General features: G+C 48.4%; 17 protein-coding genes. 10 read left to right on the forward strand and 7 right to left on the reverse strand.

Annotation, left to right across the window (positions count from 1 at the left end; translation table 11 throughout):
• Positions 1-15: 15 nt before the first annotated feature.
• Positions 16-879, reverse strand: a complete 864-nt coding sequence (locus VP504_RS19715) for a MurR/RpiR family transcriptional regulator (RefSeq protein ID WP_325895094.1) — start codon at positions 877-879, stop codon at positions 16-18.
• Between the two features lie 165 nt (positions 880-1,044).
• On the opposite strand from VP504_RS19715, the gene VP504_RS19720 reads away from it, so the two are divergent.
• The 7 genes from VP504_RS19720 to VP504_RS19750 all read left to right on the forward strand — a co-directional run bounded on the left by VP504_RS19720 (position 1,045) and on the right by VP504_RS19750 (position 8,066).
• Positions 1,045-2,322 (forward strand): alanine racemase, encoded by a 1,278-nt coding sequence (locus VP504_RS19720; RefSeq protein WP_325895095.1) that lies wholly within the window; start codon positions 1,045-1,047, stop codon positions 2,320-2,322.
• Positions 2,323-2,772: 450 nt separating this feature from the next.
• A complete protein-coding gene (locus VP504_RS19725; protein ID WP_325895096.1) occupies positions 2,773-3,315 on the forward strand; it encodes a TRAP transporter small permease in 543 nt (180 codons plus the stop codon).
• Positions 3,315-4,589 carry a TRAP transporter large permease gene (locus VP504_RS19730; RefSeq protein WP_325895097.1) on the forward strand — a complete coding sequence of 425 codons (1,275 nt, stop codon included), beginning with the start codon at positions 3,315-3,317 and terminating at the stop codon, positions 4,587-4,589. Before VP504_RS19725 ends, VP504_RS19730 begins: the two co-directional genes overlap by 1 nt.
• A 71-nt stretch (positions 4,590-4,660) precedes the next feature.
• Positions 4,661-5,920: a TRAP transporter substrate-binding protein gene (locus tag VP504_RS19735; RefSeq protein ID WP_325895098.1), complete on the forward strand. Its 1,260-nt coding sequence runs from the start codon at positions 4,661-4,663 to the stop codon at positions 5,918-5,920.
• On the forward strand, positions 5,868-7,106 hold the full coding sequence (locus VP504_RS19740; RefSeq protein ID WP_325895099.1) for a DEAD/DEAH box helicase: 1,239 nt from the start codon (positions 5,868-5,870) through the stop codon (positions 7,104-7,106). Before VP504_RS19735 ends, VP504_RS19740 begins: the two co-directional genes overlap by 53 nt.
• Positions 7,107-7,310: 204 nt before the next feature.
• Entirely contained in the window at positions 7,311-7,571 is a 261-nt protein-coding gene (locus VP504_RS19745) for a hypothetical protein (RefSeq protein WP_325895100.1), read from the forward strand.
• A 39-nt stretch (positions 7,572-7,610) separates the two neighbouring features.
• Positions 7,611-8,066 carry a GNAT family N-acetyltransferase gene (locus VP504_RS19750; protein WP_325895101.1) on the forward strand — a complete coding sequence of 152 codons (456 nt, stop codon included), beginning with the start codon at positions 7,611-7,613 and terminating at the stop codon, positions 8,064-8,066.
• Positions 8,067-8,106: 40 nt separating this feature from the next.
• On the opposite strand, the gene VP504_RS19755 is transcribed toward VP504_RS19750, so the two are convergent.
• The 3 genes from VP504_RS19755 to pdxR all read right to left on the reverse strand — a co-directional run bounded on the left by VP504_RS19755 (position 8,107) and on the right by pdxR (position 10,905).
• Positions 8,107-8,586 carry a DUF1456 family protein gene (locus VP504_RS19755; RefSeq protein WP_325895102.1) on the reverse strand — a complete coding sequence of 160 codons (480 nt, stop codon included), beginning with the start codon at positions 8,584-8,586 and terminating at the stop codon, positions 8,107-8,109.
• Positions 8,587-8,781: 195 nt separating this feature from the next.
• On the reverse strand, positions 8,782-9,030 hold the full coding sequence (locus tag VP504_RS19760; protein WP_002536576.1) for a DUF3297 family protein: 249 nt from the start codon (positions 9,028-9,030) through the stop codon (positions 8,782-8,784).
• Positions 9,031-9,465: 435 nt separating this feature from the next.
• Positions 9,466-10,905: a MocR-like pyridoxine biosynthesis transcription factor PdxR gene (gene pdxR, locus VP504_RS19765; RefSeq protein ID WP_325895103.1), complete on the reverse strand. Its 1,440-nt coding sequence runs from the start codon at positions 10,903-10,905 to the stop codon at positions 9,466-9,468.
• A gap of 148 nt (positions 10,906-11,053) precedes the next feature.
• On the opposite strand from pdxR, the gene VP504_RS19770 reads away from it, so the two are divergent.
• Together VP504_RS19770 and VP504_RS19775 are read left to right on the forward strand one after the other, a co-directional pair.
• Positions 11,054-11,830: an aldolase gene (locus VP504_RS19770; RefSeq protein ID WP_062707178.1), complete on the forward strand. Its 777-nt coding sequence runs from the start codon at positions 11,054-11,056 to the stop codon at positions 11,828-11,830.
• Between the two features lie 20 nt (positions 11,831-11,850).
• Entirely contained in the window at positions 11,851-12,729 is an 879-nt protein-coding gene (locus tag VP504_RS19775; RefSeq protein WP_325895104.1) for a dihydrodipicolinate synthase family protein, read from the forward strand.
• A 103-nt stretch (positions 12,730-12,832) separates the two neighbouring features.
• Here VP504_RS19775 and VP504_RS19780 read toward each other — a convergent pair whose 3' ends face one another.
• From VP504_RS19780 to VP504_RS19790, 3 genes are all read right to left on the reverse strand, one after another.
• Entirely contained in the window at positions 12,833-13,750 is a 918-nt protein-coding gene (locus tag VP504_RS19780; protein WP_325895105.1) for a cation transporter, read from the reverse strand.
• Positions 13,751-13,978: 228 nt separating this feature from the next.
• On the reverse strand, positions 13,979-14,419 hold the full coding sequence (locus VP504_RS19785) for a bifunctional diaminohydroxyphosphoribosylaminopyrimidine deaminase/5-amino-6-(5-phosphoribosylamino)uracil reductase RibD (protein ID WP_442788929.1): 441 nt from the start codon (positions 14,417-14,419) through the stop codon (positions 13,979-13,981).
• Positions 14,416-16,293, reverse strand: a complete 1,878-nt coding sequence (locus tag VP504_RS19790; protein WP_325895106.1) for a sensor histidine kinase — start codon at positions 16,291-16,293, stop codon at positions 14,416-14,418. Before VP504_RS19790 ends, VP504_RS19785 begins: the two co-directional genes overlap by 4 nt.
• Positions 16,294-16,404: 111 nt before the next feature.
• On the opposite strand from VP504_RS19790, the gene VP504_RS19795 reads away from it, so the two are divergent.
• Positions 16,405-17,577, forward strand: coding sequence for a Mur ligase family protein (locus VP504_RS19795; protein WP_325895107.1), 1,173 nt, complete (start codon positions 16,405-16,407; stop codon positions 17,575-17,577).
• The last annotated feature ends 56 nt before the right edge of the window (positions 17,578-17,633 follow it).

The following is a 17,633-nucleotide window of genomic DNA, read 5'->3' on the forward strand; positions in this document are numbered from 1 at the left end:
CCTCAGTGTTTGGCCTTAGTCTCCCAAAGGTTGCCTGTCTCCGCCGCCCCGGTAAGAATCTAATGCCAGTTTTAGTCTTCTAAGCTTGTCACGCGAACGTCGTTTGTGGGTGACGGCCAATTGCATGGAAATCACGTCCACCAACGCCAGCATCGCGTAACGGGAAGCCGAAGGTTTATAAATAAAATCCGTTTCCTGAGTCGTAATCGGCAACACCAAGTCGCCTATCTCTGCCAGTGGTGAATCCGCCTGGGTGATAGCTATAACCTTCAGGTCATATTTTTTAGCTAACTGCGCTGCATCTAGAATGCCGGGCGTGTATCCCGTCGTTGACATGATCACCATGACATCACTGCTTTCTGCCGTGGCTGCCACCATGCGCGTCAGTAAACCATCGTGATAGGCCGTAATGGCGTAACCCAAGCGAAACAGCCTGTGCTGCAACTCCTGGGAAATCATGGTGGAGCCTCCCCCCATGCCAACGCTGATGATCTGTCTGGCTCCGTGTAACCAGCTCACCGCCTTCTCGATGTCTTTTTCGTCCAGCAGTTTGCGGTTAGCATCCATCGACTGTTTCACGGACTCATAAATACCCTGAATCCCAGTCTGCTCGATGGGATCGATGATGAACCTTTGACCAACCGCGAGGGACTGAGCCAGCTTCATCTTCAAATCACGCACGTTTTTGCACCCAACAGCCTTGGCAAAACGAGTAATGGTGGCTTCACTAACCTGTGCTTCTTCAGCCAGTTCGGTGATGCTTGCGCTCGCCGCACCCGCCAGATTATCCATGACGCACTTAGCCACTTTTTTTTCAGCATCTCGCAAAGCGTCAAAGCGTTGTGATATCTGCGAAAGGATGTCTACTTCCATCGTCATTCCGATTACCTCGAGCAATATCGTAGCGATTGGCACGTATCGATAAAGTGATTACACGCACAATAACATCGCATTTGTTTGATAGTATCCAACACAGATAAAATTATATATCATCCAAACCCCAGGCACCACAATATCTCAACGGCATGTTAAGAGGATGAGGTCATGTCAGAAATAAAGAAGAATTTTGATAGTTATTATCACACATTAGATACACTTCCCTTTGAAAAAGGGGCAAAAGGCGTTCCATTTAGACCTACCTCTGGGGGAAAATACTCCCTCTTAACCGACATTCCTTTACCCGCCGCTGTGGTTTCCGAAATAGCCATCACGCACAACGCTAACTGGATGCAACGTTTTGCAAATCAAAGCGAGGTATTGCTTGCCCCTCATGGTAAAACCACCATGTCTCTCCAGTTGTTTAAGGCCCAAATCGCTCAAGGAGCTTGGGGGCTGACACTTGCGACTCCCGCTCAGGCACTGGTGGCCGCGGAAGCGGGAGCCAAGCGAATTATTTTGGCTAATCAGATCGTTGGATTAGCAAACATCAACGCAGTGTTAAATATCATCGAACACTATCGCATTGAGGTGTTTCCCTGTATCGACAGCCAATACCTGGCTGAGCAGTGGCAGGCGGCAGCAAGAGCCAGAAGTCTGGAGGTGCCGCTGTTGGTGGAGCTGGGCGTTGATGGGGGCCGTTGCGGGTGTCGCACCCACGATCAAGTACAAACGCTGGCACAATACATCGCCCGCTCTTCCCACCTTCAATTTGCGGGTATTGAGTTTTATGAAGGCGTGATTCACGCAGAACATGAAAGCGATGATGTAGAACCTGCAGTCAGGGAGTTTGTATCTGGGGCGGTGGCACTAGCAGAATCCCTCATTCCCCTTTCTGCGCTTGATAAGCCTATTGTGACTGGCGCAGGGTCGGCATGGTATGACGTGGTGGCAGAAGCATTTACCGGGAAGACAAGGCTGACGACCATTATTCGTCCTGGCTGTTACCTCATCCATGATGATGGTATCTACCTGGAAGCCCAAAACGCCGTCATGGAAAGGGCTCAACGGGATAGCAGTGCAGCCTGTCGTCTAGATGGGGATTTGATTTCCGCACTGACCCTATATGCCCACGTCATTTCAGTACCAGAGAAAGACAAAGCCATTATCGGGCTGGGTAAGCGCGACGTCGCCTTTGATGCCGGTCTGCCTAAAGCAATAAGGCTATATCGGAATGGTCAACCACTGCCTCTCCCTGAGCTCACCTCAACAGATATTATGGATCAACACCTCTTCCTTGAAGTCATGCAGAAAGACACGCTGCAAGTTGGGGACATATTGGTATTTTCGACCTCGCATCCTTGTTTGACCTTCGACAAATGGCGATATATTGGCGTGGAAACGGAGCCTGACACGATAACTAAGTGGATAACCACTCACTTCTGATCCGTAACTTGCCCATTCACCAACGGTCAATGGACTCTGCACAATATGCGGAGTCTAATTATGCAGACCCAGGCAGCATCTGGTTGATTATCTCTCCCAATAAATTATCTGCGACAAAACCCATACGAAGATCACATTCTCGCAGGAAACTCCCACGAATTCGGACATGTTATTTTTCTTTGCTGACAACCCGTTTTTTCTCTTTAGCGCTTTAATTTCCGACACTTCGACGATGTTACTATTCTAGCTGACAAAACTTCACAAAAGCCCTGTAACATGAATAAACCCAATAAAAACAGATAACTAACACCCACCACCTCCATATCGTGTTAGAAAGTATCACACATTAATGTTTTTGCGATACACATCACGGCCAAAAACACATTCCAGCATTAAGGTTCTGTTCACTTAGCAATCAAAAATGCCTTCTTTCATGAATAAGGATGCATCATGAAAACTCCTGAATCGCTATTTCGAACTATTACAGTCATCAAAGGCGGCTTATACAAAATCAACCAGTTTATGGTCGCCGTTCTCATGATCATACTAATTCTGGATGTGTGGCTCGGTGTGCTTGATCGTTACTGGTTGAAACTCCAGCTTGGGTGGGTGGAAGAGCTAGCGCGTTACATTATGATTTGGGCCATTTTGATGGCAGTCCCCTGTTGCACTGCCAACCGCGAACACATGGGGCTGACTTTTATTGCCGACCGACTTCCTGACAGGTTGAATCTTATCCTTCAGGTCGTCTTAAGTGCGCTAACCGCCTCCTTTTTTGCTTATATCTCCTATCTCGGTATTACCTTTGCGGAAAAAGGCGCGAGCCAGCTTTCAACGGTATTCGGTATGCCCATGGCCTATGCGTATGCCGCTGTCCCCGTCACATTTGGGCTTGCTGCACTTCAAGCACTTCTGGTGTTTTTAGAAGACCTCTTCGCTGCCTTATCAGCCGAATACCAAACTCCTTCTCTACCGCAGCAAGAGGATATCTGATGGTCGCTTCACTGTTTTTTTTCCTGATGTTTCTGGGCGCGCCGATTGCCATCGCTCTGGGCGTTGCAGGCCTTGTGGGTATGTATGAGATTGGTGGTTCACATTTCACCTCACTGGCTCCCAGCAAGATTTTCAACGGATTAAATATTTTCCCTTTTCTCGCCATGCCATTTTTTATTCTGGCGGGAGAGATCATGAACCACACCGGCATCACCAGTCGTCTGGTGTTTTTGGCTCAGGCATTGGTAGGGCACTTTAGAGGTGGGTTGGCTCACTCCAACATGTTGGCATCGGTCTTTTTCTCCGGGATAACAGGCTCAGCCACAGCAGACGCTGCCGCCTTCGGCCGCACATTGGTTCCTGCGATGGAAAAGGAAGGCTATACCAAAGATTACGCCTGTGCCGTTACTGCAGCGGGTTCCATCATTGGTCCCACCATTCCACCATCCGGCATTATGGTCGTCTATGGTTCACTGATGGGCGTGTCGATTGGCGGCCTATTTGTAACCGGCATCCTCCCTGGGCTCTTAGTGTGTTTCGTCTGTATGGCGATCATTGCTTCCATGGGCAAGCGAAAAGGCTTACCAAAAAATCAGCAACGCGCCTCACTGAAGCAGGTACTGGTGCTGTTTCGTCAATCGGCCCTCGCTTTGTTGATGCCTGTGATAATTCTGGGTGGCATTGTTTTCGGTATCGTAACGCCAACAGAAGCCGCATCTGTCGCCGTGGCTTATGCGTTAATCATCGGTGCCTTTGTCTATCGCAACCTCTCCTGGAATGCCTTCTACCAAATGATAGTGCGAACCGCCCAAATCTCTGGGGTGATTTACCTCATCATTGGCTCGGCTTCCATTTTGGGGTGGTGGCTGAGCTTCAACCAAATTCCACAGATGATTGCGGATTTCTTCATCTCTCTCTCTGACAACCCAAATATCATTCTGGCACTGATTATCCTGTTGCTGCTGACGGTCGGCATGCTGATGGATATCAATGTCATGCTGGTTATTCTTGCGCCGATTCTGGTTCCACTAACCATGGAAATCGGTCTGGACCCACTTCACGCGGGCATCATTTTTGTCCTCGCGCTCAACGTCTCTTTAATGACACCGCCGATTGGCGCCTGTCTGTTTGTCCTGTCCTCAGTAACAGGGGCAAAGATTGAAGGGATTTCCAAAGAGTTAATGCCGTTTCTCATCGGCCAACTGCTCTTACTGTTCTTTATCGCTTATTCACCCGACGTGGTGCTGTACATACCTAGATTGCTTGGCTACTAGTCCTCGCAACCATTCAATGGGTTTTCGTTTCTACGAATACTCATGGAAGCAAACATAACAATGGAGTGATCATGAAACACATCAACAAATCTCTTGTCGCCGCAGCACTTGCTGCCAGCTTGTTGTCCGCACCATTTGCCATGGCAGAAAAGGTGCTCCGTATCGGTCATGACAACAAAGCCGACATCATGGAAAACCCGGCACACGCATTCACTGGCGTATTCAAAAACATTGTGGAAACCGCGACCAATGGTGAAATAAAAGTGCAGGTATTCCCAAGCAATCAGCTAGGTTCGGCTAAAGAACACATCCAGATGGTGCGTGATGGTCAACTACAAGGCACGTTAGCGCCGGTAGGGCCACTGGCAGGGTACTACCCTCGCATTGGTGTACTTGATGTTCCTTTTGCTTTCAAAAGCAACGCAGCGACGTATGAAGTGTTTGATGGTAAATTCGGCCAAACACTGGCGAGAGATATCGAAGGTGAGCTGAAGGATGTAAAAGTACTCGGCTTCCCTGACACAGGCGGTTTCTTCTCAATCACCAACTCCAAGCGCCCTCTTGAATCACAGAAGGATTTTAAAGGGCTACGTATCCGCACAATGACCTTACCAACTCACCAGAAGATCATTCAGTCTTTGGGCGCAGAAGCCTACCCATTGGCTTGGGGTGAAGTGTATTCGTCACTGCAAACTGGCGTGATTGACGGTCAAATGAACCCAATACCGACAGTGTCATTTGCCAAATTCAATGAAGTACAGGGTTACCTGACGCTCACCAACCACCTCTTTGCCCCATACACCTTTATGATCAACAAAGATTTCTATGACGGACTCACACCAGAGCAACAGGCCATTGTGTCTGATGCGGTAGAAATTGCCCTGAGCTCAAACCGCGGACTCGCGAGACTGATTGAAGCATCCAATGACCGCGGTTTGGATGGGCTGAAAGCGAAGATGAAAGTGAACGCCCTAAGCGATGGTCAACGTCAGGCTATGCGCAATGCAACCCAACCAGGCCTGATTGAATACATTAAAGAAACCCATGGCGAAAAAGGTACTGAATTACTTGAGCTGTTCCTCGCCGAAGTTGATAAAGCCAACCAGAGCGTCTATCTGCAAGCAATAGCATTACCACAAAGCAGGCATTTCCACTTCTTCCGATGCCTGCTTTTTTCTTTTCCCAATTTCTGCGCCACAAAATCAAACCGCTTTTCGTACAATTTTCATAGACTGGCTGGTAGACTTCGCCACCTTTTCCATCACATTGTGACCGCCCATGACTTTTTCATCCTTGAACCTTTCCGCCGCTTTGATGGCTGCACTGCCTGAAGCGCTTTCATCCCCAACCCTGATTCAGGAAAAAGCTATTCCAGTTACACTGAAAGGCAGCGATGTGATTGCCCTTGCACAAACAGGCAGCGGAAAAACACTGGCATTCGGTCTGCCGATGCTCGACTGCATCAGCCCAGACCAGAAAGACATTCAGTCACTGGTGCTGGTCCCAACACGTGAACTGGCCGCTCAGGTCACCAAAGCGATTGATGAAATTGCCACGACGATGGGCATCAGAACCGCGATGCTGTGCGGCGGCGTCGCGCCAGAAAACCAAATCGCTGAGCTGGCAAAAAAACCGCAGTTGGTGGTTGCGACCCCAGGCCGCTTACTCGATTTCATCAACAAGGAAGAAGTATCACTTCACGCTTTAAAACTCTGGGCGCTTGATGAAGCCGATCGCTTGCTGGAAATGGGGTTCTGGCCTGATGTTCAGCGCCTGATTTCTGCGCTGCCAGCGAAGCGACAAACTCTCCTGTTTTCAGCCACTATGCCGCAAGCACTGGAGTCTGCCGCCGCGTCTATGCTCTTTAACCCTGTACGAATCGAAGCACACCAGAAAAACACTGTGGTGGAAGAGATTGAAGAACGCCTTTATCTCGTCAACAAAGGCAGTAAAGCGCAGGCGTTGATTTCGCTGATCAAACACCATGGCTGGGAGCAGGTATTGGTGTTTGTCGGTGAACGCGGTAATGCCGATGCTCTGGTGAAGAAACTCACCAAAGCTCGAATGTCAGTGGCGGCGCTTCATGGCGATAAAGATCAAACGGCGCGCGAACAAACTCTGGCCGCTTTTAAAGCCAAGAAAGTGACCGTTCTCGTTTCCACTGACCTTCTTTCCCGCGGTATTCATATCGATGCGCTGCCCGTGGTCATCAATGCTGATTTACCATCGAACGCACCTGTCTATGTTCACCGAGTTGGCCGCACAGCCCGTGCTGGCGAAAATGGTTTGGCGCTCTCTTTGGTTTGTCATGGCGAAACCGATTCGCTGAACGCCATCCGCAAGTTAACGGGAAAACCATTGGAACTGCTTTCACTTGAAGGATTCCCAGTGACTGACAAACCTGCAACAGAAGGTGCCAACAGCGAGCGCAAACGTCCGCCTCGCGACAAGAAAGCCAACCGTCGAAGTAACAGCAAACGCTCCATCAAACAATTCAAACCGAAAACGCGGAGCTAGTTTTGCTTCCACGTCTATCCCCTAGCAGATAGTTCGGTCTTAAACAGAAAGCACTCACTTAGTCGCATTTTGGTACGCCATCTCACAGAACACCGATAAAGCGGTGCTATAAAACTGCTTAGCCTTTTAGCGTGAAAGATTTCTTTGGACCATTTTGACCCTCTCGTTTAACCAAAGGAATGATCAATAAACTCCTATCAATTCATGAAAAAAGACACAGTAGTCATTCATCTCGAATTAGGCACGGAAACTTTCGTTAACGAGCAAAGCCAGTTGCTGGAACAAGGTTTTGAATTATCTGGACAGCCGTTGAAAGCTGAGTCATTGCAGGAGGCATATCAACTCCACAAACAGGCTTATGGTGCTGATGATAATGAGTATCCGCTGATAGGCTCTCTCGCTGATGTTACCCAAGCTTTAGCGTTAAACGCGATTCTTGGCGGCTTGCCCCCAACTTTGCCATAACGTGGCACCTCGGCATTAAATGGAAACTTGATAAAACACATGATAGTTCGCGAATATTCGGAAAATGATTGGTCTCGTCTTTGCGAGATTCATGATTTAGCTCGATTAGATGAGCTTCGAGGGGCTTCACTTGAAGACGCTTTCATACCACTGGAAATAGCGGCACAAAACGAAGACCTTTTTGATTATCACCTTCTGGTCGCAGAGGATAATGATCAGGTCGTCGGGTTTATCGCACATGATGATGAAGAGATCGCGTGGTTGTACGTTGATCCAACAGCCTATCGTCGTGGTGTCGGCAAAGCATTGGTCAATGCCGTCATTGGCTCACCTGCACGTACTTTCTCTATTGAAGTGTTAAAAGGGAATATTACTGCGCTAAATTTCTACCAGTCTGTTGGGTTTATTGAAACAGGTATCGCTAGCGGCCGCATGCCAGGCAATGAAAAGTTCCATGTCACTGTCCATACATTGGATAACGCGAAAGCCACCTAAAAACAAAGCCCGGATAACCGGGCTTTGTTTTAAATAGTAATCAGTCTTGGTATTCAGCCTGATCTTCAGGGCGTAGTTTTAGCTGCACACCCATCAGAAAGTTACGCAGGATCTGATCTTTACACTGACGGTAGTGTTTATTATCCGGCTTGCGGAAAAACGCACTCAGCTCATGTTTGCTCAAGCGGAAGTTCGCCAGTTCAAGAATTTCCAGAATATCTCCCGCTTTCAGGTTCAACGCGATACGCAGTTTCTGGAACACCATGTTGTTGCTCAGATGGGCATCAGGCTGAGGTTGTTCGCCGTCGCGTTTACCGCGTTTCAGGTTGATCAAACCGTTCAGAAAAGAAGAAAGCTCAAGGCTGTTCATTTGCACGAATGCTCCTTCATCTCTTTTCATCCAAGCCGCCACTTGTTCAAGCGTCACGGTTACATCAGCCAGCGCGAAAATCTCTACGACTTCTTTGTCTTTAAAGTCGAAGGTATAGCGAATACGGCGCAAGATATCATTATTGGTCAAAGCAGATCCTAGTCTTAGGTAGTCCGGCATAATCAACACGATTTACCGGAGAGGCGGGGGAGTCTATCAGAGTTCCAGGCTTGCACCTAAGGGAATCATCCCGCGCACAAACGCTGTTTTACAGGCAAAAAAAGAGAGCCTAAGTGACCTTGGGCTCTCGTTCTTTTGAATCAGTGTCTTGCGACGTTTGATAGCTTAGATGTAGTAAGCTTCAACAGTGCCTTTCAGGGTGATCAGCAGTGGCTGGCCACGACGATCCAGTGCTTTAGGTGAAGGAATTTTGATCCAACCTTCGCTGATGCAGTACTCCTCAACATCAGTACGCTCTTTACCGTTGAAGCGAATGCCGATGTCGTGCTGGAAGCATTCCTCGACAAAGTGTGGGCTACGTGGGTTACCAGAAAGATGGTCTGGCAGCGCTGGCTTTGAAGTTGTGTCGTTCATTGTATTGACCTGATGTCATTTGAAAGTGCGCCATTGTAGAACATAGCTAACTCAGCGCTCAAGCAACACATCAGTTAGCTTTTATCTGATTCGCTAAAAGCATTGAGGCCGGCGCGCGTAAACGAATGTATGCCTAGGGTCTGTTGACCTTTGGTGGTTAAATTTTGTTCTCGCTATAAGCGTTTTAGGCGCGGCGAGGTGTGTGCCGCCTAGTTATTCTAAGCAAATACACCTCAACAAAGCATAAAACGCTTAGAGTACGGGACGCGCAGTCGAACCCTTCGGGCAGCGTTTGTGGGGAATTTCTGCTGCGTTATCAGCTTCTCATGTAGGCGAGCTACACATCGAAGCCTCTGCCTTGCATAAAGCCCCCACAAACTGCTGCAAAAATCATCACCAAAGATCAACAGACCCTAGCAACAAACGACGCCTTCTTCACTTAAATTGTTTAGCAAACTGCTCCAAAGAAAACGTGATTTCATGCTCTGTCAGTGCGCCAAACCCAAATCGTAAATGCGTGGGGTATGTTGCATCAACATCTGAAAAGAGTTTACTGCCTGACAAAACGGGGAAATTTGATGAAAAGCCTCCCGACTTACCGTCACCAACGGTTTTGGGCAGTTGGGAAATGTCTATCCAAAGTGCCAATCCACCCGGCGGTACCCGAAACAAAACGTTATCGCCGAAAATACGTTTCAATTCATTCGCAGCATGATCACGTCGAGCTTGATATATCCTACGGACTTTACGTATATGCTTTTTCACATCACCAGACTGCATTAGATCGGCGACTGCCAGTTCAGTTACCGTGCTGCCCTGCCTGTCAATAAGGGTAATCTCTTCAGCAACACGATGGATGAATGTTGGGGAAGACACCATGTAACCAAGCCTTAGTCCTGGGGCAAACACTTTAGATAACGACCCGATATGGATAACATTTTCGCTATTGGGAAGACTGGCTAGCGGTGGAATGGGGCGACTCTCATAGTGAAACTCATGATCATAATCGTCTTCCAATACGGCAAATCCATGCAGCTTAGACAACTGAAGGAGCTTAAGACGCCTGTCCATTGATAGACTGACTGTCGTCGGGTACTGATGATGTGGTGTGGTATAGACAGCCCCGACTGGATAACGCGATAAAATCTTTTCCAGGTGTTCGACATCAAGACCACGTTCATCTTGTTGACATCTAACAACGTCAAATCCGTTTGATTCAAATGCTGCCACTGCCGGTGAGTAAGAAAGGGACTCAACCACCAATACACCTTTTGCAGGATCCAGTACCTTGGATGAGAGATAAATAGCCATTTGGCTGCCACGAACAACACATATCTGGTCTGTCGTGACATTCATAAATCTATCCATATTGAGCATACGCTGGAGCGATTGGCGTAACGCGTCAGTCCCCCTTGGATCGCCATAGCCCAAATAGGACTGTCGGCTCGTTTGAACAATCGCTCGGCGAAAAGCACGCGACAGCAGTTCAAAGGGTATCAGTCTGGTATCAGGCACTCCGTCATTGATAGACGCAGAACCCATAACATGATGGGATGAAAGCAGCTTCGCTTCAAAAGAATCCCCCTTAGGAAAAGACCCTTGCGCGCGACTGACTAACTCTTGGTTCTCACAGGACAAGGACAACTCGGGTAACATGTCAGCCACATAGGTTCCACGACGTGGTTTGGAGATCAACCAACCTTGTGACTCCAACTCTTCATAGACTTGTTGAACGGTTTTGCGGTTAACCCCCAATTGCAGTGCTAACGTCCTAGAGCCGGGCATCATGTGGCCAGACGCTAGACGCCCCGAACGAATATCTTCCGAGATCTGATTACTCAGGCTTGTATGAATAGACTCCCCACCTTTGCGCATGAGCCAAATCTTCGTCTGCCAAGGACGTAACAAACACACCTCCATCTGGACCAGTAAAGAAAGAGAAACTGGCTGTTAATCAGGGTCCAGAGAACCACTATTGTGAGAGTGAAATTTGGGAGATGCAATAGTCATAGGAGGAAAGATCATGAGGACCGATGCATTCAGTAAACAAGCCTTAATGGAAATGGCAAAGACCAACATGAAGGCACATATTCCTGATCTCGATTTAACTGATCGGCAGAAGCTCGCATTAACTTGTCGGATTTTATTCACAAAAGGCCATGACTCAGGACTGGCAGGACAAATCACCTGCCGCTCAGATAAACCCGATACCTTTATTACCCAAAGATTTGGCTTAGGGTTTGATGAGATCACCGCAGATAATCTTCTCGAAGTGGACCAAGATCTGGAACCACTCGACCAAAAAGGGATGGCAAACCCAGCTAATCGCTTTCATACCTGGGTGTACAAAGAACACCCTGAAGTCAATTGCATCATACACACGCACCCTACGCATGTGGCAGCACTCTCTATGCTCAAGATCCCTCTGACTGTGTCTCATATGGATACATGCGGTCTCTACAATGACTGCGCCTTCCTTGCAGACTGGCCAGGTGTCCCTGTTGGCAACGAAGAAGGGGTTCTCATTTCAAATGCACTTGGAAACAACCGGGCCATTTTGCTGGCTCACCATGGTCAGTTAGTCACGGGAAAAACCATAGAAGAGGCATGTAACCTCGCCATTTTGATTGAGCGCGCTGCAAAACTGCAATTACTCGCCATGGCAGCAGGACAGATACAACAAATACAGCCTGCACTGGCCAATGAAGCCCACGACTGGGTATCCACCGACAAACGAAACAAAGTGAATTTTGCTTACTACGTGCGACAAGTACTTAAAACACACCCCGACTGTATTTAAGCCCAACAGAGGACAACAACGTGAAACTATCCGGTATTATTTCTTACCCAATTACACCGTTCAGCGCCGATGAGCGGAGCATCAATTTTGACGTGCTTGGTGAAACACTGGAGCTTCTTCTCCAAAATGGAAGCGATGCCATCGCACCATTAGGCAGTACGGGAGAAAGTGCGTACCTAAGCCTAGAAGAATGGCGACAAGTCGCTGACTTCACAGTTAAAAAAGTCGCTGGAAGAGTCCCCGTCATTGTTGGTATTTCTGAGTTAACCACCCTGCAAGCCATCAGCAAAGCAAGATATGCCCAGTCTATTGGCGCAGATGCTGTGATGATTATCCCTGTCTCATACTGGAAGCTGACTGACCAAGAAATATTTAATTATTACAAAGAGGTATCTGACGCTATCACCTTACCTATCATGGTATACAATAATCCAGCAACCAGCGGTATTGATATGTCACCTGAGTTGCTCGTTAATATGTTCCATGAGATAGACAATGTCACCATGGTGAAAGAGAGTAGCGGGGACATTCAGCGGATGCACAAGTTGTTTACGCTGAGTTCCGGCAAGCTTCCGTTCTTTAATGGCAGCAATCCTCTTGCCCTTGAAGCCCTTTGTGCGGGTGCATCGGGCTGGTGTACTGCCGCACCAAACCTTATTGGCCAAGAGCCCCAAGCGCTTTACCAGAGTGTTGCCGCCGGTAAGCTTGATGAAGCAAGAGAGATATTCTACCGACAACTCCCCATGTTGCGTTTTATTGTTGCTGGCGGCATACCCAAAGCCATTAAAGCAGGGTTGGCACTAAAAGGCATTGCTGCAGGTTTACCCCGCCGCCCTTTGAGAGGCGCGACGGTCTCAGAAACAAAGTTACTGAAGTCTCTCATGGAAACTCAAAGTTAATCTGAAAAAAGACACCGTTCGAACAAGAACATTAGGCCTCTGGCTAAGAGGCCTATTTATTGCACTTGCAGATTAATGCACACCGGCTGTTCAGCATTGCGCCTCAATCCAGCACCAACTCTAAATCAACGAAACTACGTGTTTTACAGAGGCTATCGAGGATCTCTTTTCGCACTTTCACCAAATCATCGCTTTTGTGCTTAAACACTTCCGCGGTGAAGCACACGATGATGAGGTAACTACTACCGACTTTCATCGCCAGTAAATCTTTGCATTGAATGTCTCTTGCACTGAGTAATTGACGAATGGTTGTATCGATTTCACGCTGTTCGTCTTCATCTTTAAGGCTGCCGCCCATCAACTCGTGAAACGCGCACCGGATAAGATCAGCAGGCTGTGGCATCATCGCTACGCCCAGCAGCACAACGACAATGGCATCTCCGATATAATGCAGAAAACCCCAAGCCCCCTGTATATCCACGAAAATAATGGCAATCAGCGCAATACCAATTGCCGCAGAAAGCACGCCATCAACCAGCGAAGACTTCGCCTCTGCATCTAATAACATGCTGTTGTATTGCACTTTTTTGTTTTCATTTCGGTAGTAAAACGCCAGTCCCAGACATATCGCCACCATGGCCAGGGTATAAATCATGATGGGACCTATCACGAGCGGAGGCGTCGGCTCCCCTTCTATATAGCCAAAGATTTTGCCAATGTTGGTCGTGATTGAAGAGAGCAACACACCAAGGATCATGATGCCTTTGAACAGGGTATACATGGACTCGCCAGCAAACTTTCCAAAAGGAAAGTCGTCCGTCACCAGCGCTTTAACGCGGGTCAGGCGAAGGGCAACAATTGAAGAAAGAAAAAGGATAAAAGAAAGGTTACCGTCCAGTAGCAACGCTTCAGAACCTGAGAGGTAATAGGTCACCCACCCTGAAAATGCCATCACCAAATTAGCCATAATACTGACTTTCAGTGCCCTTTCTTCAGTGACAATCAACGCATTGTCTTTCATAAGTGCCCGCCCTATCGACTCACTTCTTTGCTTACCTCATCAGTTGTAGTTGCAGAGGGTGAGATTTTCCGTCTGGTAAGTGAGCCTGAGAGAAGGTTTGTTATCGATGATAAATGAAGAAGCGGTTTTTGGACGATGGCTTTGGACGGGAAATCAACGGCATAGTCGATAAGAGGTTTCGGTCAAGTACCTTAACAAGCCAACCACACTATTTTAAAAAAGACAGCCTTACCCAGCATGCCCAAGATACGGCATCAAGAAAGCCTGAACCTCATCCTTTGCAAGGCCGACATCAACATGGACACCACCATGCTGCAGCAATGCAATACCAGCGCCATTGTTTCGGTAGTCAGGGTCGAGCAACGAAACGACCACTTTACCGATACCTGAATTCAGCAAGGTTTCAGCACACGCTGGCGTTCTGCCAACAAACGAACAGGGTTCAAGCGTGACATATGCGGTCACTGTTTTAATATCGATGCATGAGCTTAGTTGCCTAAGCGCTTCAACTTCTGCATGGTTGCCACCAATCGGTTGTGTAAATCCTTCCGCGACAATATTGCCATTGGCGACAAGGACGCAGCCCACAGGAGGGTTGGGTTGACAATTAGGAAGCGCCTTTTTTGAAACATCGAGCGCCCGAAGCATGAATCGCTTTTCGTTGATCAAGTCCTATCCTCTGTCCCTTGTCTTAATGGAATCACAATGATGGTAGACGCCCCCATCTTGCCGCACTTAAAATTAAACTGTCCATCGAGTCTTTCCACACGAGACCGGATAGACGCCAATCCATAACCGTGATCAACCGCGTCATATTTTTCGACAGTATTTCCGTCGTCATCAATCTGTATATTCAGCGAACCCTGATCCAGTCGGCAGCAGAGAATCACTCTGGTTACGCCCTTGGCATGTTTGATGATATTGGTCATCACCTCCTGAAGTACCCGGAGTAAATCTAACTTTTGTTGAGCGCTCAACTGCACTTCCTCATCAGGGATATCCACGTCCCATACCAGCCTAATCTCTGAGGCCTCCATGACCGGATCGATGCGGGAACGCCACTGACCAAGCAGCACGGTAAATTGGGTTTCAAACAGCGGGTTCCGGGTATCAAGAATCAGTCTGAGGTCATTGAGACATTGCTGCGCTTTGAGTTGGAGATCTTCCCGGCCAACGCTCTTCACTCTTAGCAAGGTGATCAGCTCTACCAACTGGCTTCCCAATCCATCGTGCATGTCAGATAAAAGGTTTTGTCGTTCCGTCAGCAAAGCACGTTGCTTCTCACTTTCGTGGGCTATCGACTGCTCTTGCTCAAAACGTTTTACTGCTTCAACGACTTTGTCTTCCAGCGTTTTCTGCAACTCTTCACTCTTGTTTAGGGCGCTCACATAGCGGTACATCAGCAAGCCACAAAGTGTCAGAAAGATCAGTAAGTTTGCATGTATACTCAGCGGAAAATACATATCCAGAAGCTGCATGCCATCCAGTGAATCCAACACCCCAGCATAAACACCCACCAGACCGGATATCGCTAAGATAAGCGCACTGAGGCTGTGTCGTAAGCATGCCTGCCACAGCAGTATATACCCGATATATACCGCGCTCAGCGCCACGAATCCCCGCAGAAAGCTCTCGTTAAATCGCCACCATATATATTGAGGATCCCATTCATACAACACAAAGGAGGCAACCACCAGCAAGAGGGAAACACACCAAAATCCATACTCAAGCTTTCTCGCCTGAATGCCATACCAGCGGTGAAGAAACAGCACCATAAACAGGGTGAGCAAAGGTTGAAATGAAACAGACAACATCCAATAAATGTGCTGGGAAATCGGTAAGTTGGAAATCGTGAACGTCATATTGGTCATGGCCCAGCAGACCGTACCCAGCGCGAAGTAGAGGTATTCGCTGTTCTGACGGCGAAACCACCAAAGCATCAGGTAAAACAACGTGATGACCGGCGTGAGCCAAAGCATCACCTTATGAACGCCTATCTGGGACCAGTACTGACGATGATAAACAGGTTTCACCTCTTCAGGCGTACCCACATAGATTTGAGGAAGCCGCAACCCTCCACTGGAACCAATATCGATCGAGACAGATAAGTTCTCTCCGTTAAATAATCGATTTGGGAGCTCGTGATAAACAGGCTGATAGCGAAAACGCGGCATCATATGCTCGCGGGAGTAGGCCACAGGCGCTGTCTGCCAAATTAACTCCCCTCCGGTTCGCATTACCAAGGTATCTCTGAATGGCGGCAACAAAATCGCCGTGGTATCTCCACCCGCTTTTGGCAGTACCAAACTGAATTGCCCATAGGAAAAACCGCTACCAAGGGTGTAGTTATGCGGCAGGGAAACCTCACTGTATGTGTGCTTACCATCTTGCTGAATCACCTGAGTCGCCACATCAACAACGGGCAAGTTGATATGGTTAGTCACCTCAAGTCCCTTCACCATTATCAGCAGCATGATTGCAGGCAGCACGAGTACCAACACAAAGCGAAATACTGCATTGGTTAGCGCCTTTCCAGAGTGCATCGCAGACATTCTTTGGTGCATTAGATCTTTAATACCCCCCAGAACTTGGGATGGTGATTATTCCTGTCAGATTTAGGCTGTTTGGTAACCACTTCGCCCAAGGAGTTACCCATGAAATTCGCTGCCGTTACCGGAACAAACGGGAAAACCACCAGCATTGAGTTAACCCGCCAACTACTGAACCATATCGGCGTGTCCGCAATGACATGGGGCACGTTGGGGCTTCGCCACCAAGACATCACCGAGTCCCTGCCCTGGTATTGCAACACCCCTGAGCGAATCCATGACCATGTGAAGGAGGTGATGGCGCAGTGGCAAATCGACGTCTGCTTGATGGAATGCTTCAGCAGGTTACTGATGTTAGGACAGTACCAAAGATTCCAATTTGACTGTGGGGCTTTTACTAACCTGTCTCACGATCATCGCGATTACCATAAAACCGAGACAGACTACCTCAACGCTAAACTCAAACTCACCGCTCATTGCAAACCTGGCGCAAGCATCTGGCTCCGCCATGAAGAGCCACACCGCGAAGCATGGTTTGATGCATGCATTCAGCACGGTTGCCTACCAAAAACCTTCAGCAGCCAAACGCGGGAAAGCGGGTGGTATGGCGTGCTCAACCATCACCAACTGACGTTGTGTTTGGCCGGTGAACACTGGCAAGGCCGCGCACCGTTCTTGGGGCAGCACAATGTCTTCAACTTGCTGACTGCCTTGGGCCTGATCGACAGCCTTTGTGGTTATCATGCCATGAAAAAAGCCCTTGCATTTATCCCCTCTCTCACTCTGCCACCGGGTAGGTTGCAAGCCATTCCAGTCAACGATAAACGGCGGATTTTTGTCGATTTTGCCCACAACCCTGATGGCCTGGGTCAAACGCTTTCAGCGTTAAGAGAACACTATCAGAAGCCCTTAACCGTCGTGTTTGGGTGTGGGGGCGATCGGGACAAAACCAAACGCACGCCTATGGCAAAAGAGGTGGGGAAATATGCCCAACGCATTTTTATCACTGGTGACAACTCACGGACTGAGCCGATTGAGCATATCGTTTCCCCCTTGCGCCAGACCTTGCCTCATGCGCGTTTTGTGAAAAACCGGGTCGAAGCCATTTATCAGGCACTCTCTGGCCAAACTGATGAGGACATTCTTGTCGTCGCGGGGCGAGGACATGAAACCTACCTTCCCGGCGCGTCACCTTTGCTACCTCCCTCTTTCTTCAATCAGCCGTTGTGCGATGCCGACGTCATCAAGATTTGCCTGAAGCAAATACAACAGCGCTGAACCTCACTCCAAAAGCCTGTTATCACGACATCTTTCTCTCAACACCTCTAAGGAGG

Origin of the sequence: Grimontia sp. NTOU-MAR1 (assembly GCF_035758505.1) — a bacterium.
Lineage (GTDB): Bacteria > Pseudomonadota > Gammaproteobacteria > Enterobacterales > Vibrionaceae > Enterovibrio > Enterovibrio marinus.